We start from the raw sequence: 21197 nt of genomic DNA on the forward strand, positions 1-21197 counted from the left end.
GGCCCGTCTCCAGGGCGTGTGGGTTCATCCGTCGGTGCGGGAGCGCACGATGAGAAGCGGGGTGTCCAGGGCGTGTAGTAGGGCGTTGCTGGTGGAGCCCAGCAGCATGCCGGTGAAGCCGCCGCGACCGTGGCTGCCGACCACAACCAGTTGAGTCCCGGCCGAGGCGTCGAGCAGTGAGCGCACCGGCCGGTCGGCGGTGATGATGCGTTCGACCTCGACGTCGGGGAACTGCTCGGCGTAGCCGGCGAGACTTTCCGCGAGTACGGCTTCGGCTTCGGCGCGGGCGGCATCCCAGCCGCGGACCGGGACTTCCAGGCCGCTGGTGTCGCTCCACGCGTGCAGTGCGATCAGCCCTGTCTCGCGGCGGGATGCTTCGTCGAAGGCCGCCGCGACGGCGGGGGCACTGTTGTCGGTGCCGTCGACTCCGACGAGAACCGGCTGGCGCACCGTGACCGCGTCGAGGACGGCGGGCGAACGCACGACCACGACCGGGCAGTGTGTGTGGCGGGCCACAGTGGTACTGACCGACCCGAGCAGGCCGCGGGAAAACGCGCCCATTCCGCGGCTGCCGACCACCAGCATCCGCGCCTGCGCGGAGCGGGTGAGCAACGCATGCGGGGGCAGTTCTTCGGTCACCTCGGTGGTGACGGACACCGGTGGGCGGTCCGTGCCTGCGGTGCGCGCCACGTGGGCAGCCTCGCTGGTGATGTGTTCGCCGTCGCGTCGCATCGCCCGCCGTTCGGCGTCACCGAGTACAGCTCCGGGCCCGAATCCGCTCGGTACCCCGACCGCGGTGAGGATGTGCAGTTCGCACTGGTGCAGTCCCGCTTCTATAGCAGCCCAGGCGACTGCCCGCAAGGAGGTGGGGGACCCGTCGGCGCCGACCAGTATCCGAGGCACACCCTGCGGGAGTGGTTCGCGCTCCGATTCGGACATACTCTGCTCCTCTGTCACCGAGGCGATGCGGGGTCGGGCGGGTGATGTCGTGCGATGATCAGCGGGCACTCCGCCGCATGCAACAGGGCCACACTGGTGGAGCCGAGCACCATCGAGGCGAAGCCGCCGCGCCCGCGGCTGCCGACCACGACCAGTTGTGCGCGCTCGCATTCGGTGAGCAGGCTGCGTGCGGGCGCATCGGAGGTGACAACTCGCTCGACCGGGACGGTGGGATACTGCTGCGCGTAGCCGGCAAGCTGCTGAGCGAAGCGGTCCTCCTCGTCCGCGCGGGCGCGTTCCCAATGGGTGTGCACGTCGATCCCGCTGGTATCGCTCCATGCGTGGACCGCGACGAGCGCTACTCGACGGCACGCCGCTTCCTCGAAGGCGAGCTCCAATGCTGTCGCACTGTCCGGAGACCCGTCCACCCCGACCAGTACCGGCCGGCATTGTGACACCGCGTCGGTGCCGGAGAGATCACGGATCACCGCGACCGGGCAGCGGGCGTGCCCGGCCACCGCAGCGCTCAGCGATCCGACCACGGTGGGTGCCACGCCGCCGCGGCCGCGGCTGCCGACCACGACCATCCACGCCGACCACGACCGGTCCAGCAGGGCCAGGGTGATCAGTTCGGATGTCACCTCGGTGCTCACTGTCAAGGGGTCGTGACCGGCGGCTGCCTGCGCGATGCGGGCGGCTTCGGCGACGGTGTCCTCCGCGATCGAGTACAGGTCTTCGGCGGGCCGGCTCGCCTGGACGAGCGCCGGGATCCGTGCGGTGGACAGCAGCAGATGCAGCGGGCGGGCCCGCAAGTGCGCTTCCAGCCCGGCCCACGCCGCCGCCCGGTAGGAGGTCGGTGAGCCGTCGACGGCGGCCACGATCGGTGCTGCGGTGTCCTGGTCGCCGTGGTCCTCGGTCATCGACGGCACTCCTTTCCGCTCCTACCGCGAGGAACCGCGCCCTTCGGGCCGGCCAACCAGGCGTTCGGTGCTCGCCGGGATCGCCGGGCAAGCGATCACGGGTGGATGGTGTGGGTTCGTGCCGCGGGCAGCCCGAGTGAATCGGCGATACCGGCCGACCATGTTTGGATCGCGGCCCAGTCACGCAGGTCGCCGTAGCGGCCACCGCCCATGAGCCGGTAGAGGATGCGCGCCTTCAGCGACACACCCTGACGTTCGTAGGTGCCGGCGAATGCCTGGTAGTCGCGGGCATGCACCGCGTCTCGACGCGCGGCGATCTTCTTGGGCACCATGCGACCGACCCGGCGGCCGATGGGGCCGCGCAACGCCGGTCCGAGGCCGACGGTGAACAGACGGACATCGGTGGACGCCAGTTCGGCCCGGTTGCGTTCGAGGTAGGCCGCAGCCGCCGGTAACAGATCCATGTTGTGAACAGCGCTGCCGACGATCACCGTGTCGACCTGCCCGGGAGCGGGTGCGTGGTCGATATCGTGCATCTCGACGCGGGCACCGCGTTCGGCCAGCTCAGCGGCGATGAACTCGGCGATATCGCGGGTGCTTCCCTGCTCGGTCGCGTAGATGACCGCCACCCTGCGCATGGTCGATGTCATACCAGTGAGTGTGGTGCTGCACCGGTGCCTGCGCGCAGGGTCATCAGGCCCCGGACCGGGGGACCATCGACCCGGATACCGCCCAGACCCGATCCGCCGAATATCGGCTCTGCCGGGGCATGTCGCCGGGTCGGTGTCGCGTAATCTGATTGCCCGGTGAGGTGGATCAAGGACCAATGGCACCTGTCTCGGCGCAGCGGATTTCCTACCGTCAGAGGTATGAACGATGGACCGTCAGGAGCGGTGGTCGAGCGGGCTGTGCATCTCGCGGGGCGGGCTCCGTCGCTGCACAACAGCCAGCCGTGGCGCTGGGTATTCGATGGTAGGACATTGAGCTTGTATGCGGTGCCGGAGCGGATGCTGCCGACGACCGATACCGGCGGCCGGCAGATGCTGCTCAGCTGCGGCGCCGGTCTCGACCATCTGCGGGTGGCGATGGCCGCTGCGGGATGGCGGCTGTCGGTGGCGCGCTTTCCCAACCCGAACAACCGTGATCATCTGGCGACGATCGGTTTTCGCCGTGCAGCGATCATCACCGAGGGCGACCGTGCGCGTGCGGAAGCGGTCGGTAGCCGCTACACCGACCGCCTGCCGTTCGGGGAGCCCGCAGGCTGGGCCGATTTCGAGACGATTCTGCGGTCCACATTCGATCCTGACGACGCCGTGGTGGACGTTCTGCCGGAGGACAGCCGGGCCGACCTGGCCCACGCCGCGCAGATGACCACGTCCTTGCGCCGATACGACTCGGGATACCACGCCGAGTTGCATTGGTGGACCGGCCATGTCGTCAGTGCCGCGGGTATCCCGAAAAGTGCGCTGGTTTCCCCGGGCGAGCAAGAGCAGGTTGCGGTCGGGAGGCGATTCCCGACCGCCCCCGACGAGGCGGGCCGAACCCTCGAACAGGCCGAAGACCATGCCGCGATACTGGTCCTGTCGACCTTGGGAGACACTGCCGAGGAGATCGTGCGCTGTGGCGAGGTGCTGTCCACCGTGCTGCTCGAATCCACCCTCGCCGGGTATGCCACCTGCCCGCTGACGAACCTGACCGAAGTGGCGCGCAGCCGCGAAGTGGTCCGTCAGCTGATCGGAGGCCGCAGGATGCCCCAAGTTCTGGTCCGTGTCGGTGCCATACCGCACCGAGACCAGCCGCCGGCACCGACACCTCGGCTTCCGCTGCGCGAGATACTGACCACCGAGGAGTCCGCGACGCGGTGAGCTTCACGCCGTCGTGAATCGGGAATGCCGGGGTGCGCGCTGTCCTCCGGCGGGCCCCGGCTCTCTGCGCTGTCGTGGCCGCTAGCACGCCGCGTTGGGAAACCGCACTGTGTTTCCGGCGGCGAGTTCGACGCTTTCGTCTCGGCAGGTGACGGTGATCGGTGCCGCGGGCCCGGGATGGGAGCCGAGCTCCACGCCCTGGCCGCTGACGTGCACCGTGAGCCGGTGGCCCCGGTACACCATGGGGAACGACAGCGGCCCCAGCGCGTGTGGCCACGAGGGGCAGAAGACGAGTTGGTCCTCGCGCATTTCCAGGCCGGTGAAACAGCGTTGGAGCAGGTCGGCGCTACCGGCCATGGCAGCGAGGTGGATGCCCTCGGCCGTGGTGCCGCCTTGGATATCGGCGATATCGGATTCCAGGACCGATTCGAAGTACTCCACGGCCCGTTCGCGATGCGCACGCGCCAGAACCCAGGCGTGCACCAGAGCGCTCAGTGTCGAACCGTGGGAGGTGCGGGACAGGTAGTACTCGACGGTGCGGGGGATCATCTCCGGTGGCAGGGCGTAGCCGAGGTGGTCGAGCAGTGCCCGCAGCTCATCGGCGGAGAACAGGTAGAACAGCATCAGGACGTCGGCCTGTTTCCCGGCGCGGTAGCTGTTGATGTTCTCGCCTTCTGCTTCCAGGATGCGGTCGAGCCGTTGGATATTGCCGTACCGGCGCCGATAGTGCTCCCAGTCCAGCTCGCGTAACCGGTCGTAGCCGTCGAATTGGCTGATGACACCGTCGTGGAACGGCACGTACATCCGGTGCACGACATCCTGCCAGCGTTGCAGCTCGTCCGGTGTCAGCGACAGTGCGTCCAGCAGCTCTGCCCGCGACAGTGGCGGCAGTGCGGTGAGGGCGTCGAGGGCACGCAGGATTGTCCAGGCCGCCATGATGTTGGTGTAGGCGTTGTCGTCGATACCGTCCTGCGGGGCGTGCGGGTATCCCGAGTGGAATTCGTCGGGGCCGATGACGCCTCGGATGCTGTAGCGGCCGCGGTCGGGGTCGAATTCGGTACGGCTGGCCCAGAAGCGGGCGATCTCGGCCAGCATCTCGGCACCGTATTCGGTGAGGAAATCGATATCGCCGGTGGCCTGATAGTACTGCCAGACCGTGTAGGCAACGGCGCTGCCGATATGGTGGGCACGATGGCTGGGATCGGGATTCCAGCGCCCCGACAGCGGATTGAGGTGCATGCGCTGGCTTTCCTCTCGGCCGTCGCTACCGGACTGCCAGGGAAACATTGCCCCGGCGTATCCCGCCTGCGCTGCGTCGCGCCGTGCCTGCGGTAGGCGCCGGTAGCGATATCGCAGCAGGGATCGGGTCAGCGCGGGGAAGCGGGGGTTGAGTACGGGGAAGATGAACAGTTCGTCCCAGAACACGTGTCCTCGATACGCTTCGCCGTGCAGCCCGCGCGCCGGGACACCGACATCGAGGTCGACGGTGTTGGGGGACAGGGTCTGGATGACGTGCAGCAGGTGCAGGCGCACGATTTGCACCGGGTGGGTCGCGCCGTCGAGGTCGATGCGCAGCCGCGCCCAGATCCGGTCCCACGCCAGAATATGGCCCGCGCGGAGTTCGGTGTAGCCGGCGAATTCGTCGAGCCGGCCGGCCGCGGCCTCGCCGGGGTCGCCGGTTGCGGGATCGCGGCCGGTGGATACCGCCATGGTCTTTTCGAGCGAGATCGGTTCTCCCGCCGCCATATCGAGGCTGAACTGGTGTCCGAACGCACCGTCGTGGTGCAGGTATCGTCGCTTGGCTTCGAGGGCATCACCATGTTTGCGCACCACGGTGCGCAGGGCCATCGCCAGCGGCAGCCCTGCCGCGTTCGTCCGGGTTCGGACAAGGACCGCGTCGGTGGACAATTGCCTGCCGTGGGCTGTGGTCAGGTGTTTGCTCGACAGTCCGCGGTAGCGGGCCACGAGCGTGTTGGCGATCGCGGTGTCGACGGTTGCGCGGATCTGCATCGGTCCCGACCAGTTCTCGGCGACGATCGTGGTCTGCAGCGCGCCCAGGTGCGGGCGGTGCATGGCGGCGAAGCGGCGCTCGGTGACGTCCGTGATGCGGCCTTGCGCGTCACGGTACCGGAAGCAGCGCACGAGTTCTGCCCGGCGCAGATCCAGCTGTTGCCGGTAGGTCAGCAGGTCGGCGCGGTCGATATCGAACCAGTCGCCGTCGCCGATGCGCCAGGTCACCGGTAGCCAATTCGGGACGTTGACCAGGCTTTCGTTGTCGATCTCCCGGCCGGCGACGCGGTCGTGGAGCCGGTTGTACAGGCCGGCGAGATAGGTGCCCGGGTAGTGGAGATCACCTGCCACCGATTCCGGTGCCGCGCCGCGGGTGGCGAAGTAACCGTTGCCGACAGTGCACAACGCTTCGCGCAGTTTTTCTTTCGCCGGGTCGTAGCCGTCGAAGGTGATCGTCCACGACGGGGGCACCGGGGCCTCGGCACCGGCGGCCAGCAACCGGGTGAGCCGATGCAGGAAATCGCGGACCCGGGTGGGTTCGGCTAGGGAGAATCCGGCCGCTGTTGCGCGCGTGATGCTTTCGTTGCTGCGGACCACCACGCCCAGCCCGTCGGCTTCTACGGCGTCGAAGGCGTCCTCGTCGGTCAGGTCGTCGCCGATGTAGACCGGGAACACCGCGCCGGGCAGGCGCTCGACGATCCAGCGCAGCGCGGCGCCTTTGTCCCAGTCGGTGTCCGGCCGCAATTCGATCACTTTGCGGCCGCCGGTCACCCGCAGTCCGTGCGCGCGTCCCGCGGCGTGTACCGCGGCCACGACGGGGCCGATATCGCCGGGTGCGACGTTGCGGTAGTGGGTGGCGACCGCGAACCGCTTGTGCTCGACCAGCACACCCGGAATATCGCACAAATCGCGGTGCAGCTTGTCCGCCGCCTCCGCCAGCGCCTGCTCGGTGCCCGCCGGGATCGCGGCGGTATGGCGGGTGCCGTCGGGGGCGAGTAGTTCGTATCCGTGGCTGCCGGCGTACCAGAGCCCGGCACCGTCGACGCGGCCGCGGAGATCGTCGAGCTCGCGTCCGCTGATGACGGCGACGGGGCAGCGCGCCGCCAGTTCTTCGAGCACGTCTTTCATCTCCGCGACGAGGTGGGCGGCGGCCGGCTCAGGCACGATATCGGACAGTGTGCCGTCGAAATCGAGCAGGACCGCCGGGGTTTCGCCGCTGAGCTGGTCGGTGATGCGCGACCAGAACGCGAGGGCATCGGGAACATCGGATACGCGCCGGAATCCGCCGCGGGCTCGGATCCGGGACAGATCGTCGACAACGATGTCGGCGCCGCACGCCCGCAGCCGGTCGGCGTGTCCGCCGCGGTCGACGCCGACGACGAGCCCGAAACCGCCGTCACGGCCGGCCGCGACACCCGCTTCCGCGTCTTCGACGACCACGGTGCGGTCCGGTGCGCTGTCCAGCCGGCGGCAGGTCTCGAGCAGGGTCGCCGGGTCCGGTTTGCCCGCGAGACCGAGTTGTTCGGCGTCGATTCCGTCGATGCGGGCGTCGAATACTCCGGTGAGCCCGGCGGCGGTGAGGAGGTAGTCGAGGTTGCGGCTGGCGGAGAAGACGCCGGTCGCCATCCCCAGTGACCGCACCCGCCGGATCAGCGAGACCGTGGTCTCGAACACGCGCACGCCGTCGCGGACGACCCGCTCGCGGAACAGGCGATCTTTGCGGTTGCCCAGTCCACACACTGTCTCCGCGGTCTCAGCATCGGTGGGCTCGCCCCACGGGAGGCTGATGCCGCGGGAGGCCAGGAAGTCGGCGACGCCGCGGTAGCGCGGTTTGCCGTCGACGTGGCGGAGATAGTCGTCGGGGGTGAACGGCGAACGGTCCTGGCCCGCGGTCGCGCCGGGCCGGTCGAGGTAGGTGTCGAACAGTTCGGTCCACGCCGCCGCGTGCACCGACGCGGTGTCGGTGACGACGCCGTCGAGGTCGAATACGACGGCGTCGTAGCGACGTGTGTCGATCACGGTCGCGGTGTCTGCACCGTTGGTCACCTCGTCAGCCTGCACCACCGCGGTGGCCGGCGGATAGGGCAAGAAGTCGTCAACCGGTGCACCGCGAGCCCGCACAGACTCGGAGACGGTCTTGCCAACCGGGTTGGTCGCTGGTGGCAAGACCGTTTCGCCGACCGGCTGTGAACAGTGGTCAGGGTGGCCGCAGCAGCGGGTCGCACTGTTGGGCGCAGCGCGACATCTCGGCGAGGTCTGTCTCGATTGCGGCGGCGATCTGTTCGCCGGGCAGCACGCTGTCGTAGTCGCTGAGCACGCCGAACCGCAGCAGGCCGTGGTAGCTGGTGACCGCGACCGCCAAGCCGATGCGCATGGCCAGCGGCGGCAGCGCGAACGCGTCGAGCACGGCGCGCCCGAGGAATGACAGTGTGTCCTGTGGTCCGATCACGTTGGTGACCAGTGCGCCGACGGCCTGCTGCCGGTAGCGCGCCGCGAACCGGAGCGCGGCGGCCACCGGCGCTGTCGGTAGCAGCGCCGCGACGCCGAGCGCCAGCTCTTCGGCTTCCACTTCGCCGGTCGTCCGTTGCCGGGCCACCCGCTGGTGTACTCGGGTGAGGCGCTGGCGAGCGGTTGCGGCATCCAGCGGCAGCTGCGGGGTGAGGGCAGCGACGACGTTGCCGAGTCCGTCTCCGGACCGGGCCGGCCGGGTGGAGACCGGAACGAGGATGCGCAGGTGCTCGGTGGCCGGATCACGGCCTTGGGCGATCAACACCGACCGCACCGCACCGGTGACCGCTGCAACCGCGACATCGTTGACGGTGACCTCGAACGCGGCACAAATATTCCGGATGTCGGCCAGATTCGATTCCGCGACACCGTAGCGGCGCCGGGGCCCGAGCTCCTCGGCGCCCAGTGAGCCGTTCCCGGCTGGTAGCAGTGCCCAGGTCAGGGGTACCGCGTTGCGGACCAGGCTCCCGGCGCCCCGGGCCGCGACGGTCGCTACGCGTGCGCCGGCAGTGGCGAGGCTCTGGACGGTGGAAATCGTGGGCGGCGGCCCGGGTGTCGGGTGGTCGGGGTGGTCGTCCGTGTCATCGCAGAGTTGTTCGAACAACCGCATGCCGGCCATACCGTCGACCATCGTGTGGTGTGCCACGAACAGCAGCGCCCATTGATCGACGCCGTATTCCTCGATGACCAGGCAGCGCCACAGCGGGTGGTTCCGGTCGAATTTCTCGGTCGACTCTGCGGCGATCAGGTCATAGAGCTCCTGTTTCCCGCGTGGTTGCGGCAATGCGCGCCACCGCAGGTGCCGTGTCAGGTCGAAGTCGGGGTCGTCGACCCATCGGGGTGCCTGCAGGTCCAAGGGCGTCCGGTGGACTCGCTGCTGTAGCCGTGGATCGCGGTCGACGCGCTGTTGGAGACGTTCGATGAGTTCTGGCTGCGAAGGTGCTCGCCCGTCCAGCACCGTGGCGATGCCGATGCCGACATCAGCGGTCCCGTCGGCGTCTTCGATGTACAGGAAGGCCGAATCGAGGGGGTGCAGGCGGCTCATAAGCTGTCGTGCTCCGGTGCCGCGGGCGCCCGCCCGGACTGCGATGGGGCTTCGGAGACTGTGTCGACGAACCGACCGACGGTTTCGTCCGGCAGGGCGCGGGCGATATCGGTCTCGGTGAGTATGCCGACGAGCCGGCCCTGTTCGGTCACCGGAAGCCGGCGGATCCGGTAGCGCTGCATCACCGTCTGCGCATCGCTGTCGATAACGATGCTGCGCAGCATCGTTCCCTCGAACGGGTCCCCGGCGGCCCAGCTATCAGGATCGTACCCCTCGGCAAGGCACATCATGACGATGTCGCGGTCGGTCACGAGGCCGATCGGGTGGTCTTTGTCTTGCCCGTCGTACACCGCTTGCGATCCGATGCCATGCTGCCGCATCTGCCGGGCCGCTGTTGTCACGGTCGCGCTCTGCCCGAGACAGATGACGTCGCGGTGCATGTGGGATCGAACCGGGTTCATCGCGGGATCTCCCAACGTGCGGGGGCGCGGCTGCTGCCGTTTCAGCATCACCGGCCCCGGTGCTGTCCTGGCAGGGCACAAAGTCACTGCTCGTGCAGGGAAAGACACCGGGCTGGGTTCTCGACAACAGGACGGGCCGGCTCGCATCGGGTGATCGCCCGTGGCGGTCGTATCAGGCGCTTCGAGGGATGGCCGTGTCGAACCGATCGCGTCCGGCGGGATTCGACCACGTGTCCGGTGCAGCGGTCGGGACCATTTCCCTGTCTATCGGCGACTTCCGGCCCTGCGGCCGGGGCGGGCGCCGGAATCGATGCTGGAGAAGCACCCCAGCCGGTATCTCGGACCCCGTGAGGAAGGCAATGGTATGGCGCATCGCACCGATCCTTTGGCCGCGGAAGTTCACACCGCGCACGCCTGGCTGAGCACTATCGCCGACGGCCTGGGCACCAAGGACCGCCATTTCGCCCTCCGCGCTCTGCGCGCATGGATGCATGCGGTCCGCGACCGGGTCGGGGTGTCCAACTCTGCCCACGTGACCGCGCAACTTCCCGAGGTGCTTCGCGGGATGTGGTACGAGGGCTGGATACCGGCCAAGGTCCCGGTTCGCCACGGTGTCGCCTCGTTCATCGACCAGTTCGCCGAGGAGGCCCGGATCGACCGTGACGATGTTGTCGTGGTCGCCGGGAAGATCACACGGTCGTTGGATCGGCTGTTCGCGCCCGGTCAGCTCGACAGGATCTTCGCCGTTCTGCCCGCGCCGCTGGATATAGCCCTGTGGGGCGATTTCCTCGGCGAGACCACCGCGGCCAGGACGGTGCCGCCGGTCCGTGCCCTGCGCGCTGCGCAGCGCGAGCACGATCTCGCCCAGCAGGTCCGGGTGCTGGGAGAAGCGGTCGCTGTGCTGGCCCGTGGACTCGAACAGTTGCCGTCGCTGCCCGCCGACGAACAACGGGTCGCCACGGCAGCGCAGTCGGCGCACCGCATCCTGCTGGCAGAGGGGCTGGTGGATCAGCACGCGACGGAGTGAGATGAGCATGCTGCAGCCAACGGTGTCGCTGGGCCCAGCTCCGGCACGGTCACCGCCGCCGGTGAGTGGGTGGCTTGTTGGTACGGCCCAGCGGGATACCGTGCGCGAGCTGCTGCCGTCCAGCCTCGAAGGGCTGCTGCACGACACTGGCAACCCGGAATTCCTGCTTCGCCTCGACATCCCGGGTCCTGCCGCCGAACTGTTGAGCACACCGCGGATACAACGCGCGATCGGCATGGTCTACAGCCCGGGCACCGAGCGGCAGAACCACTACTTCCGTGCCCGCACCACCCAGCAGTTCGACGCGGTGATCCATATCGACCGCACCACCGCTGTGCAACCACTGGAACCGGACAGCCGCCGTGATGCGGGCACCATGCCACAGGCCTGTGAGCGCAGTGGCTTGTGCCGCGGCCGCACGGGACAGCCACAACGCTCCCGAGAACGATAGAGAGGCGGCGGCGATGATAGAGCTCGCCGGATTGAGCAAGGCGTACCGGCGCACGGTGGCACTCGACGATGTGAGCGTGCAGATACCGGCGGGTGTGGTCTTCGGATACGTCGGACCCAACGGGGCAGGCAAGACCACCACCATCCGCATCCTGGCCGGTTTGATGCGACCCACGCGCGGTTGCGCGCGGATCTGCGGCGCCGACACGGTGCGGGAGCGGGAGAAAGCGCAACACCACATCGGGTATCTGCCGGGCCAATTCGTCGCCTACCCCGACCTGACCGGCGAGCAGTACCTGGACTATCTGGCGAACCTGCACGGTGGTGTCGCCCCGAAGCGACGCCGCGGTATCGCCGAACGTCTCGAACTCGACCTCTCTACCCGCATCGGTGCGATGTCGCACGGGAACCGGCAGAAGGTCGGCATCGTGCAGGCGTTCATGACCGAACCGGATGTGCTGTTGCTCGACGAGCCGACCACGGGCCTGGACCCCTTGGTCCAGCGGGAATTTCTGGCCATGGTGCGCGAATTCCGCGACAACGGGTGCACAGTCTTCCTGTCGTCGCACGTGCTGTCTGAGGTGGAAGCGGTCGCCGACAGCGTGGGGATGCTGCGCAGGGGCCGGCTCATCGACGTCGGGACCGTCGCCGAATTCACGGGCCGGACACTGCGGCGCCTCGATGTGACCTTCGGCGCCCGGCCACCGGATCCGGCCGGGTTGCGTGGTCTGGCAGGGGTCCGGCAGGTGCGTGAGGACTCGCAGCGAATGCAGATCGAAGTACAGGGCTCCACCGCCGAGCTGCTCAAGACGATCGCACCCTATGAAGTGGTCGACATCGTGAGCCATGACCCCGACCTCGAAGAGATCTTTCTCGGCCACTATGGACAGGACTGAAATACCATGCTGAGCAGCGTGTATCTGAAATCTCTGCGTGATCAACGCCGCGGTCTTCTCGGCTGGAGCATCGGCGGGGTGGCGCTGGTGCTGTTGGAAAGCGCCTTGTGGCCGTCGATCTCGGGAATGGCAGGAATGCAGGACATCGTGGAGAGTTACCCCGAAGCGCTGCGCGAACTGTTCGACCTGGAGGCATTCGGGACGGGTACTGGCTTTCTCAACGTCGAACTGTTCAGCATGCTGTTACCGATCCTGTTCCTGGTCTTCGCGGTCGGACGCGGTGCCAAGGCGATCGCGGGCGAGGAAGAACGCGGGACACTGGAGGTACTGCTGGTGACCAGGGTCTCGCCGGTGCGGCTCATGCTCGAGCAAGCGGCCGTGCTGGTCAGCGCAGTCCTGACGGTGGGGGTGGTGCTGTGTGGCGCGGTGGTGGTGTTCTCGGCGGTGTTCGGTCTGGGGGTCACCATCGGTTCGGCGATGACCGGAGCACTGTCGATGGTGCTCATCGGTATCGAGTTCGGCCTGCTCGCCCTGGCGATCGGTGCAGCGACCGGCCGCCGTGTACTGGCAGCGGCCGTCACGTCGGTCTTCGCGGTCGCGGCCTATGTTCTGTATGTAGCGAGCAAGCTCGTCGAGGCAGTGCGCCCCTGGGGGCCGCTGTCACCGTTTCACCAAGCCATAGAAGGTGGGCCGATGGGTGCCGGTCTCCCCGCCGCCTATGGCTGGCTGCTGCTCGCCGGGGTTCTGGTGCTGGCGGCGGGGCTTCCGATCTTCGATCGCCGTGACATCGCCGGAGTCTGAGCGGCCGGGCCCTGAGGAGCGGTGCATCGTCACCGTATCCGGTGCACACCGCGCGCCGCCGGCGCGGGTTGGGTTGCACGGCGGACTCTGAGCCGCGGTCACCACTCGCGTGTGGTCTTTCCGCAGGCGGCGGCTACGAGTTCACCCGGGCGGGCGGTTGCGCCGGAGGACGTCGAGCCGGACCCTGCACTCGTCTTCATCGATCTGCCCGCGGGCGAAGCGTTCGGAAAGGACTGCTTCCGGATCCGCTGGAGCATCGCCCCGAGGATGTGGGGGAGCCCACGAGGGTGCCGTGAGGGCACGGACGACGGCGAACACCGCGAGGGCGACCAGCACCGCGAGTAACACCACTGTGGCGATCATCAGCGTGGTTTCCCAGCCGTTCATTCCGTGGTCATACCAATGCATGCCTTCCTCCTCGCACGACCAGGGTTTTCTCAGCGGTAGCCGGCTCGGCGGCCGCCGGTCAGCTCTGGTGGGCAACGAGGACCGGGCAGTGGGCTCGTTGCACGACGATGTTGCTGGTGGAGCCCATGAGCAGACCACGGAAACCGCCGCGGCCACGGCTGCCCACCACGACGAGCTGCGCCGACTTGGACCAGTCGAGCAGGTGCAGGTCCGGGCCGGCCAGATAGATCTTGCGGATCACCTCGACGTCAGGGTATTTCTCCGTCCACTCGGCGAGCCACTCGCTCATCTGCGCGTCCGCTGCAGCGGCGATGTCGGGATCGTCGATGGTTTCGGGCATGCCGGCGAACCAGTGGAAACGCAGGTCGTGCCAGGTGTGTAGTGCAACCACGGGCGCCCGCACCAGGTCTGCTTCGGCGAATGCGGCGGCCGCGGCGGCGTTACTTGCCGCAGTTCCGTCGAGGCCTACGACGACGGGCCGTTCACGGCCGGTACTCGATTCGGTTTCGTGCCCGCGCACCACCACGATCTTCCCGTGGCCGTGGCTGGTGACCGCGAGCAGAGTGGATCCGAGATGGGCCAGGGTGGATCCTTCTCCGGCGGCGCCGATCACGGTCAGTTCCGCGGAGGCGGACTCTTCCACCAGCAGACGCGAGGGCTCCGCATCGGACAGTTCGGTCTCCACCGTCAGCGAAGGATCGATCTGCAGTGCCAGCGAGCGGGCGCGCTCCACGCAGTCGTTTCCGCGGCGATACGCCGCCTCGAGCACAGGTGGCTCCATCTGGTCGTAGACGCCGGTGAGGGAACGCGCGGCAGCCAGGTTGTATCCGTGCACGATGCGTAACCGCCAGCCGCGTCGGGAGGCGGTTCGGCTTGCCCACCGCACGGCGAGTTCGGACGGCTCGGAGTGTCGGCTCCGACAACGATCGTCAGGGACGACTCGGGTGACTGTGCGGAACTGTCCATGACGGCTGTCCTTCGGGCTCCGGAGCTGCGATCCTTTCGAGACTAAGCCGGTAGGACAAGCCACCGCGGCTGTCATTCGTCACCCGTGGCCGGGACTTCGGTCGCCTGCACACCCGGCCGGCATGACCGGTGAGCCACGTCGACCACATCGCCGGGCCGGGACTCGTTTCTGCCGGGCCCGGGCCGGCTCCACAGCGGCGGCTCAGGCCGTGATCGGCTGGTTGGCGCTGACCCAACCTTGCGCCAAGCGGTCGATTACGTCGCCGACGGTCTCGCCGCGATCGGCTGTATCGGCGGATGAGGTCTGCAGACACCAACTGTCGATTTCTTCGATCAGTTCTCGACGCCGGTGATCGATCTCGGTGAGCCAGGTCGAGGCGTCGACCCCGACCCGCCGGTCGTGCAGTTTCGCCAGTGCATGAGCCCACCGCAGCAGTTGATCGTCTTCATAGCTTCGCCCCTGGAAAACACTGAGAATCGCGGGCACACCCGGCAGGATCGGACGCTGCGCCGCAGTATCCGGAGAATCTCTGCTTTCCACCGACCCCGACATATTTCGCTCAACCATCAAATCCCCCTTGAACTTGTTGAATGAAACGGAGTATCGCTTCCGAGGGGGACAGTAATCGACCGACGCCACCACCACAGCGGAAACGCAAGATTGCGTTCGTTGTAGTGCGCCAGTGAACCGGTGCAGGTCAGAGTTGTAATCCTCGATTCACGACGTCGGCCGAGGTCGGGAAGCACCGCGTTCTGGCATCGTGGCTGCTCGACCGCCTGTTGGGCAGGACACTGCGGTGCGGCACTCAGTGGACAGTGCGCTCGCCGGTGGTGAATGCCGGCGGGCCTTGGTAGGGGCGTTGCAGCGCGGCGAATTCGGGTGTGGTCGCGGCGTCTATCACTGCGCGCAGCAGTGCGGTGGCGCGGTGAGGAGCTGGCGGTGCGGTGAGTACGGGCCCACCGAATCCCTGCCCGTCGATCGCGATGATGGGGCTGCCGCCTCGACCACCGAGAGCCTGCTGTGAGGCCTGGTGTGCATCGGCGACCGGCGCGTCGAACGAGGCGTCGTCGAGAGCGGCAAGAAGGGTCGATTCCAGGCCGGCCTCGGCGAGGGCCGCCGCGGCGGCGGCATCGTCATCGGTCTCGGGTGTTCGCGGATGCAGCCGCGGGCCCAGCGCCAGGTAGAGAGAAACGAAGCCTGAGGGGCCGTGGCGCTGTTCGACGGCAGCGAACACGCGCCCGAACCGGCGTGAACGGCTGATCATCGGTTCGTGGCCGGCGTCGACGGCCCGGCCGTCGTTGAGTACCGCCAGACTCATCTGTTTCACGGCCACCGCGTGTTCGCCACGTGCGGTGTCGAGCAGCCAGCGGGCTGTCACCCAGGCGAACGGGCACACCGGGTCCACGTACAAATCGATCTCTGCCATCACTGTCCGCCTTCGCGGGCTCCGGCCGGTGAGCGGACTACACGGGAAGCGATCGCCTCCCTCACTTGCTCAATATACCCCCAGGGGTATTATCGGAACTCGAATATACCCCCGGGGGTATGAAAGGTGGGGTGGGAGTGATCGGAAGAGGTGGAGGTACAGCGGTGACGGAGACGATGACCGGACGGGCGGGCGTCGGCGCAGCGACCGGTGGTCCGCTGGCGCGACTCGGCGCGGCGATGGCCGGGCGTGCCCGCTGGGTGTTCGGGGTGTGGCTGGTGGTTCTCGTCGCTCTCGGCGCGGCCGCGCCGAGTGTGTTCACCTCGCTGGCCGGAGCCGGATGGCAGGCCGAGGGGTCGGAGTCGGTGCAGGTGCGTGAACTGGCCCAGCAGCATTTCGGTGGGAATTCCTCCGCGGCCGTACAGGTGGTCGTGCACTCCGACACCGCCACCGTCGACAGCCCTGCGGTGCAGCGGATAGTGGCCGAGGTGGCCACCGAGTTCGCCGGAGACGACCGCTTCGCCGGTGTGGTGGTGCCGCAGCCGGGGATGACGATCAGTCCGGACAGGCACACCGGCATCGTTGTCGCCGGCGCGAATGCGTCCACCGATGACATGGTCCGGGCGGTCGACGACCACAAAGAAGCGTTGACCGCGCTGTCGGGCGAGGGTGTGGAGGTCTATCCGACCGGCGCGTCGGCGCTGTGGAGCGACTTCAACAAGGCCAACCACGACGCGATGATCAAAGCCGAATTGTTCTCCTGGCCGGTGACGCTGGCGATCATGGTGCTGGCATTCGGGTCACTGGTGGCTGCGGGCCTGCCGTTGTTGCTGACCGTCGCGGGGTTGGTGGCGTCGGCGGGAGGGCTGGTGCTGTTGAACGAGATCACCCCGATCTCGGTGTGGGCGATGAACTTCGCGATGATGTTCGCCCTGGCCCTGGGCATCGACTACGCTTTGTTCATCGTCGCCCGTTTCCGCGACGCCTTGAGCAAGACGACCGATACCGGGCGTGCTGTGGCCGAAACGATGGACACCGCAGGCAAAGCCGTGGTGCTGTCGGGCGCCACCGTGGTGGTGAGTTTGTCGGCGGTGCTGCTGGTGCCCGCGCCGGCGGTGCGCACGATGGCCGTGGGCATCATGCTGGCCGTGATCTTCGTGCTCGCCGCGACGGTGACACTGCTGCCCGCAGCGCTGGGCGCGCTCGGATCCAAGATCAACGCCGGTGCCCTGCCGTATGCGAAGCGGCAGCATCATCGGTCGCCGCGTTTTGCCCGGTGGGGCGAGATTCTGCTCAACCACCCGTGGCCGTTTGCCATCGCGGCGCTGGCGGTGCTGATCGGGCTGGCGATACCGGTGTTCGGACTGAAGGTCGCCATGCCCTCGATTCAGGTCGTGCCCGCCGATGCCCCGGTGCGTCAGGGCTATGAGCTGGTACAGCGACAGCTGGGGCCCGGTGCGCCGGGAGCGTTGCAGATCGTGACTCCGGCCGAAAGCGCCATCGAGACCGCGGACAAGGCCGCGGCGGCCGAGGGCATCGCCATGGTCACACCCGCCCAGCCTGCCGGCGACGGATCGGAGCTGGTGATGCTGCAGGCACTACCCGAGGTCGACCCCTCCGATGAACGTATGGGCACCATCCTCGACGATCTGCGCGCACAACTACCCGACCAGGCCCTTGTCGGCGGCGCCCCGGCCGAGAACCTGGATCTGCAGCAGGCCCTCGACAATTACCTGCCGGTCATCGTCACGGTGATCCTCGTGCTGGGCTTCGTACTGTTGCTGGTCGCCCTGCAGGCCCCGCTCATCGCAGCGCTGGGCACCTTGGTCAGCCTGCTGTCGACGGCCGCGGCATTCGGAGTGGCGAAACTGATCTTCCAGGACGGCCACGGATCCGGCCTGCTGGGTTTCACCCCGCAGGGTTTCCTCGACGGCTGGGGGCCGGTGTTCTTCTTCGCGATGATCTTCGCGATCGCGATGGACTACACGGTGTTCCTGCTGGCCACCGCCAAAGAACACTACGAGCATTCCAAAGATCCGAAAACCGCCCATATCGACGGGTTGGCCCACTCCGGCCGTGTCATCTTCGCCGCGGCAGCGGTCATGGTGGCGGTGTTCTTCACCTTCGCGCTGGCCCAGCCCCTACCACCGAAGGAGATGGGCATCATCCTCGGCGTCGCGGTCCTGCTCGACGCGCTCGTCGTCCGGCTGGTGCTGCTCCCGGTCGTCCTGCGGCTGACCGGCCACGGCGCATGGTGGTCACCACGATGGCTACGCCGAGTCCTACCGACAATCAACTTCAGCCACTGACCACCACCCACTGATACCCCAGGGGGTATTGTTGACAGAACTGCGAAAACAGGAGAAGACACCATGATCGGCGACGAAAACACCATCGCTCCCGTGCTCAACCGCTTACGACGCGCCCATGGCCAGCTCGCGGGCGTGATCGCGATGATCGAGGCGGGCCGCGACTGCAAAGACGTCGTCACCCAGCTCGCCGCGGTGTCCCGCGCGCTCGACCGCGCCGGATTCAAGATCGTCGCTACCGGTCTGCGTGAATGCCTCGACCGGCAGGGCGAGGAGGACACCGACCCGTTGACCGTCGACGAACTGGAAAAACTGTTCCTCGCCCTGGCCTGACACCACCGGGGCCGGGGACGTCACCGCTCGTGAAAGGACGGCCCACCATGCCGACACTCGTGCGTCACCGCGAATGGACCATCGATCGAATCGTTCCGCTGCTGGCCGCAACGATGGTCCTGCTCGGCACCGTACTGGCCGCAACCGTCTCACCGTGGTGGCTGATCCTGACCGCGCTCGTCGGCGCCAACCTGCTGCTCTACGGCGTCGTCGGCTGGTGCCCGGCCACCCTGATCATGACACGCCTGGGTGTACCCGCCGGCCGCACCGGGCCCCCGCGCGTGAACCCGCGGTCCAATCATCATCCAACGCATACCGGAAGTGAGGAGATCCGATGACCGAGACCACTGCACTCGCCTTGTCTGCCACACTGACCACCAGCTTCGACGATGCCGTGGCACGCACCCGCGCCGCCCTGTCCGAACAAGGATTCGGCGTCCTCACCGAGATCGATATGCGCGCCACCCTTGAGGCCAAACTCGGCCACGATATGGAGGACTATCCGATCCTCGGCGCCTGCAACCCGCCCCTGGCCCATCGTGCCGTCGGTATCGACCGCCAGGTCGGGCTCCTACTGCCCTGCAATCATCGTCCGTCGCGACCCCGCCAACGACACCGACGTTTTCGTCGAAGCCATGAACCCGAACCTCATAGTCCAGGTCACCGGGCAACCGGCACTCGCCCCGATCGCCGAGGAAGCAACGACGAAACTGCAAGCTGCCATCGGTTCCCTCCAAACCAGCGGGAACTGACAGACTCGTCGACCAGCGACTCGACGCCACCGGGGTCCGGCAGGCCACACGACCGGAGTAGCCGAAATCGTGCGGACTTCTTCGGCGCCACGCAGCGGTCCATCGGTCGACCGGAGCCGGAAACGAACCTGGGAGCAGATCGTGACCGGTGCGGCGGCCGGCTTCACGGTCGGAGGCGAAACGTCACCGTCGGTCCCGGACACCAAGCAGTGATGCGGGTAACATTCACGGCTATGACCTCGCCCTTTGGTGGACGGATCGGCTTGGACGTGCGTGACTCCGTACCCGATTGGGGGCCGTATACACCGCGCGCGGCCTCGGACGGGGCGCCGAACATTCTGGTGATTCTGTACGACGACACGGGGATGGATGCGTGGGCACCCTACGGGGGACGGATCCAGATGCCGACGCTGCAACGGCTGGCGGACAACGGGTTGACCTATACCCAATGGCATACGACGGCGCTGTGTTCACCGACGCGGTCGATCTTCCTCACCGGCCGCAACCACAACCTGAATCGATGCGGGTCGATCATGGAAGCCACCGACGGCTTTCCCGGTGCTGCTGGGCGCATCCCCCCGGAGTGCGACGAAGTCGCCAACCCGGCCGATCACGTACGGCCGTGGTCGGAACTCAACGACGACGAGAAACGGCTCTTCGCGCGCATGGCCGAGGCATTCGCCGCACTGTCGGAGTACACCGATGTCGAGACCGGGCGGCTGATCGACTATCTCGAGGAAACGGGTCAGCTGGACAACACGCTGATCATCTATTGCGCCGACAACGGTGCGTCGGGGGAGGGGACACCCAACGGCTCGGTCAACGAGAACAAGTTCTTCAACGGCTATCCCGATGATCTCGCGGAGAACATGCGCTACCTCGACGCGATCGGCAGCCCGCAGACCTACAACCATTACCCGACCGGCTGGGCGGCCGCGTTCTCGACCCCGTTCCAGATGTTCAAACGCTACTCCCAGTTCTCCGGTGGTACCTGCGATCCGCTGGTGATCCACTGGCCCGCCGGTACCGCGGCTCGCGGGCAACTGCGCCACCAGTACCACCATGCGACCGATATCGTGCCGACGATCCTCGAGGCGGCCGGGCTGGAGATGCCCGCGGTGTACCGAGGCGTACAACAGCATCCGTTGAGCGGCGTGTCCATGCGGTATTCGTTCGATCGGCCGGAGGCGCCCACCACCAAGCATCGCCAGTACTACGCGATGCTGGGCACGCGCGGAATCTGGGAAGACGGATGGAAGGCGGCCGCGCTGCACGCACCGCTCAGCGGCCGTGGCGGGTTCGATTCCGATCGCTGGGAGCTCTACCACGTCGATCGCGACCGGGCCGAAGCGCACGATCTGTCCGGTGAGTATCCGGAGAAGCTGAATGAGCTGATCGCGGCCTGGTTCGAGGAAGCCGAGCGCAACGATGCTCTGCCGCTGGACGATCGCACCGCATTGGAATTGCTGACCCTCGAGCGGCCCTTGGCCGAGCCGCCACGTGACCGTTACGTCTACTATCCGGATACCGCGCCGGTGCCCGAAGCCGTGGCGGTCGATATTCGTGGCCGGTCCTACAAGATCGTCGCCGATGTCTCGCTGACCGGCAACGCTGAGGGGGTGCTGTTCGCGCACGGCTCGAGGTTCGGTGGCCATGCCTTGTTCATCCTCGAAGGCCGGCTGTACTACGTGTACAACTTTCTCGGCATCCAGCCCGAACAGGTCCTCGTCTCACCGGAGCCCCTCCCCGCCGGCCCCCTCACCGTCGGGTTCGAATTCACGCGGGAAGGTACGGGAGAGTACGGAGAGTCACTGGGCGTCGGCCGGCTCCACATCGGTGAACAGGTGGTCGCCGAGAACCGGATACGTACCCAAGCCGGGCCGTTCACCCTCGCGGGCGACGGGTTGTGCGTCGGTTACGACAGTGGAGACGCGGTCAGCCGGCTCTACCGCAGCCCGTTCCGGTTCACCGGAGGTGAACTCCTGGGTGCGGCCGTGGATGTCAGTGCCCGTCAGTACCGCGACCTCGAACGTGAGGCTGCGGCCGCGTTCGCGCGCGAATAAACGACGGTGCCCGCTAC

19 protein-coding genes are annotated in these 21197 nt (G+C 67.3%); 9 read left to right on the forward strand and 10 right to left on the reverse strand.

Going from position 1 to position 21197, the window contains the following annotated elements; genetic code table 11:
* Positions 1-24: 24 nt before the first annotated feature.
* The 3 genes from ACYR7D_RS18555 to ACYR7D_RS18565 form a co-directional block, all read right to left on the reverse strand.
* On the reverse strand, positions 25-939 hold the full coding sequence (locus ACYR7D_RS18555; RefSeq protein ID WP_033243133.1) for a universal stress protein: 915 nt from the start codon (positions 937-939) through the stop codon (positions 25-27).
* A gap of 14 nt (positions 940-953) precedes the next feature.
* A complete protein-coding gene (locus ACYR7D_RS18560; RefSeq protein WP_033243132.1) occupies positions 954-1859 on the reverse strand; it encodes a universal stress protein in 906 nt (301 codons plus the stop codon).
* Between the two features lie 95 nt (positions 1860-1954).
* A complete protein-coding gene (locus tag ACYR7D_RS18565; protein WP_033242917.1) occupies positions 1955-2509 on the reverse strand; it encodes a flavodoxin domain-containing protein in 555 nt (184 codons plus the stop codon).
* A gap of 219 nt (positions 2510-2728) precedes the next feature.
* Between ACYR7D_RS18565 and ACYR7D_RS18570 the strand changes: the two genes are divergently transcribed.
* Positions 2729-3724 carry an Acg family FMN-binding oxidoreductase gene (locus ACYR7D_RS18570; RefSeq protein WP_033242916.1) on the forward strand — a complete coding sequence of 332 codons (996 nt, stop codon included), beginning with the start codon at positions 2729-2731 and terminating at the stop codon, positions 3722-3724.
* A gap of 81 nt (positions 3725-3805) precedes the next feature.
* Here ACYR7D_RS18570 and otsB read toward each other — a convergent pair whose 3' ends face one another.
* The 3 genes from otsB to ACYR7D_RS18585 form a co-directional block, all read right to left on the reverse strand.
* Entirely contained in the window at positions 3806-7780 is a 3975-nt protein-coding gene (otsB, locus tag ACYR7D_RS18575) for a trehalose-phosphatase (RefSeq protein WP_459545800.1), read from the reverse strand.
* A 151-nt stretch (positions 7781-7931) separates the two neighbouring features.
* On the reverse strand, positions 7932-9287 hold the full coding sequence (locus ACYR7D_RS18580) for a wax ester/triacylglycerol synthase family O-acyltransferase (RefSeq protein ID WP_033242915.1): 1356 nt from the start codon (positions 9285-9287) through the stop codon (positions 7932-7934).
* Positions 9284-9748 (reverse strand): CBS domain-containing protein, encoded by a 465-nt coding sequence (locus tag ACYR7D_RS18585; protein WP_063820646.1) that lies wholly within the window; start codon positions 9746-9748, stop codon positions 9284-9286. Before ACYR7D_RS18585 ends, ACYR7D_RS18580 begins: the two co-directional genes overlap by 4 nt.
* Before the next feature lie 364 nt (positions 9749-10112).
* Here ACYR7D_RS18585 and ACYR7D_RS18590 point away from each other — a divergent pair, with 364 nt between their 5' ends.
* The 4 genes from ACYR7D_RS18590 to ACYR7D_RS18605 are packed head-to-tail and all read left to right on the forward strand — an operon-like array spanning position 10113 to position 12922.
* Positions 10113-10775: a DUF2267 domain-containing protein gene (locus ACYR7D_RS18590; protein WP_033243129.1), complete on the forward strand. Its 663-nt coding sequence runs from the start codon at positions 10113-10115 to the stop codon at positions 10773-10775.
* A gap of 7 nt (positions 10776-10782) precedes the next feature.
* Positions 10783-11226, forward strand: a complete 444-nt coding sequence (locus ACYR7D_RS18595) for an erythromycin esterase family protein (RefSeq protein ID WP_459545801.1) — start codon at positions 10783-10785, stop codon at positions 11224-11226.
* 13 nt (positions 11227-11239) lie between these two features.
* Positions 11240-12121 carry an ABC transporter ATP-binding protein gene (locus ACYR7D_RS18600; RefSeq protein WP_033242913.1) on the forward strand — a complete coding sequence of 294 codons (882 nt, stop codon included), beginning with the start codon at positions 11240-11242 and terminating at the stop codon, positions 12119-12121.
* Positions 12122-12127: 6 nt separating this feature from the next.
* Positions 12128-12922 carry an ABC transporter permease gene (locus ACYR7D_RS18605; RefSeq protein WP_033242912.1) on the forward strand — a complete coding sequence of 265 codons (795 nt, stop codon included), beginning with the start codon at positions 12128-12130 and terminating at the stop codon, positions 12920-12922.
* Positions 12923-13063: 141 nt separating this feature from the next.
* On the opposite strand, the gene ACYR7D_RS18610 is transcribed toward ACYR7D_RS18605, so the two are convergent.
* From ACYR7D_RS18610 to ACYR7D_RS18625, 4 genes are all read right to left on the reverse strand, one after another.
* Positions 13064-13330 (reverse strand): SHOCT domain-containing protein, encoded by a 267-nt coding sequence (locus ACYR7D_RS18610; RefSeq protein ID WP_033242911.1) that lies wholly within the window; start codon positions 13328-13330, stop codon positions 13064-13066.
* A 58-nt stretch (positions 13331-13388) separates the two neighbouring features.
* On the reverse strand, positions 13389-14372 hold the full coding sequence (locus ACYR7D_RS18615; protein WP_459545802.1) for a universal stress protein: 984 nt from the start codon (positions 14370-14372) through the stop codon (positions 13389-13391).
* 126 nt (positions 14373-14498) lie between these two features.
* A complete protein-coding gene (locus tag ACYR7D_RS18620; RefSeq protein WP_218000700.1) occupies positions 14499-14942 on the reverse strand; it encodes a hypothetical protein in 444 nt (147 codons plus the stop codon).
* 160 nt (positions 14943-15102) lie between these two features.
* Positions 15103-15723 carry a mycothiol-dependent nitroreductase Rv2466c family protein gene (locus ACYR7D_RS18625; protein WP_033242909.1) on the reverse strand — a complete coding sequence of 207 codons (621 nt, stop codon included), beginning with the start codon at positions 15721-15723 and terminating at the stop codon, positions 15103-15105.
* Between the two features lie 176 nt (positions 15724-15899).
* Here ACYR7D_RS18625 and ACYR7D_RS18630 point away from each other — a divergent pair, with 176 nt between their 5' ends.
* The 4 genes from ACYR7D_RS18630 to ACYR7D_RS18645 all read left to right on the forward strand — a co-directional run bounded on the left by ACYR7D_RS18630 (position 15900) and on the right by ACYR7D_RS18645 (position 21180).
* Entirely contained in the window at positions 15900-18032 is a 2133-nt protein-coding gene (locus ACYR7D_RS18630) for an MMPL family transporter (protein WP_033242908.1), read from the forward strand.
* 63 nt (positions 18033-18095) lie between these two features.
* A complete protein-coding gene (locus tag ACYR7D_RS18635) occupies positions 18096-18365 on the forward strand; it encodes a metal-sensitive transcriptional regulator (protein WP_033242907.1) in 270 nt (89 codons plus the stop codon).
* A gap of 47 nt (positions 18366-18412) precedes the next feature.
* The gene (locus tag ACYR7D_RS18640; RefSeq protein ID WP_459545803.1) at positions 18413-18703 is read left to right on the forward strand and encodes a YgaP family membrane protein; all 291 of its coding nucleotides are present in this window, start codon (positions 18413-18415) and stop codon (positions 18701-18703) included.
* Positions 18700-21180 (forward strand): sulfatase-like hydrolase/transferase, encoded by a 2481-nt coding sequence (locus ACYR7D_RS18645; protein ID WP_459545804.1) that lies wholly within the window; start codon positions 18700-18702, stop codon positions 21178-21180. Before ACYR7D_RS18640 ends, ACYR7D_RS18645 begins: the two co-directional genes overlap by 4 nt.
* The last annotated feature ends 17 nt before the right edge of the window (positions 21181-21197 follow it).

This window comes from Nocardia sp. X0981 (genome assembly GCF_977089955.1).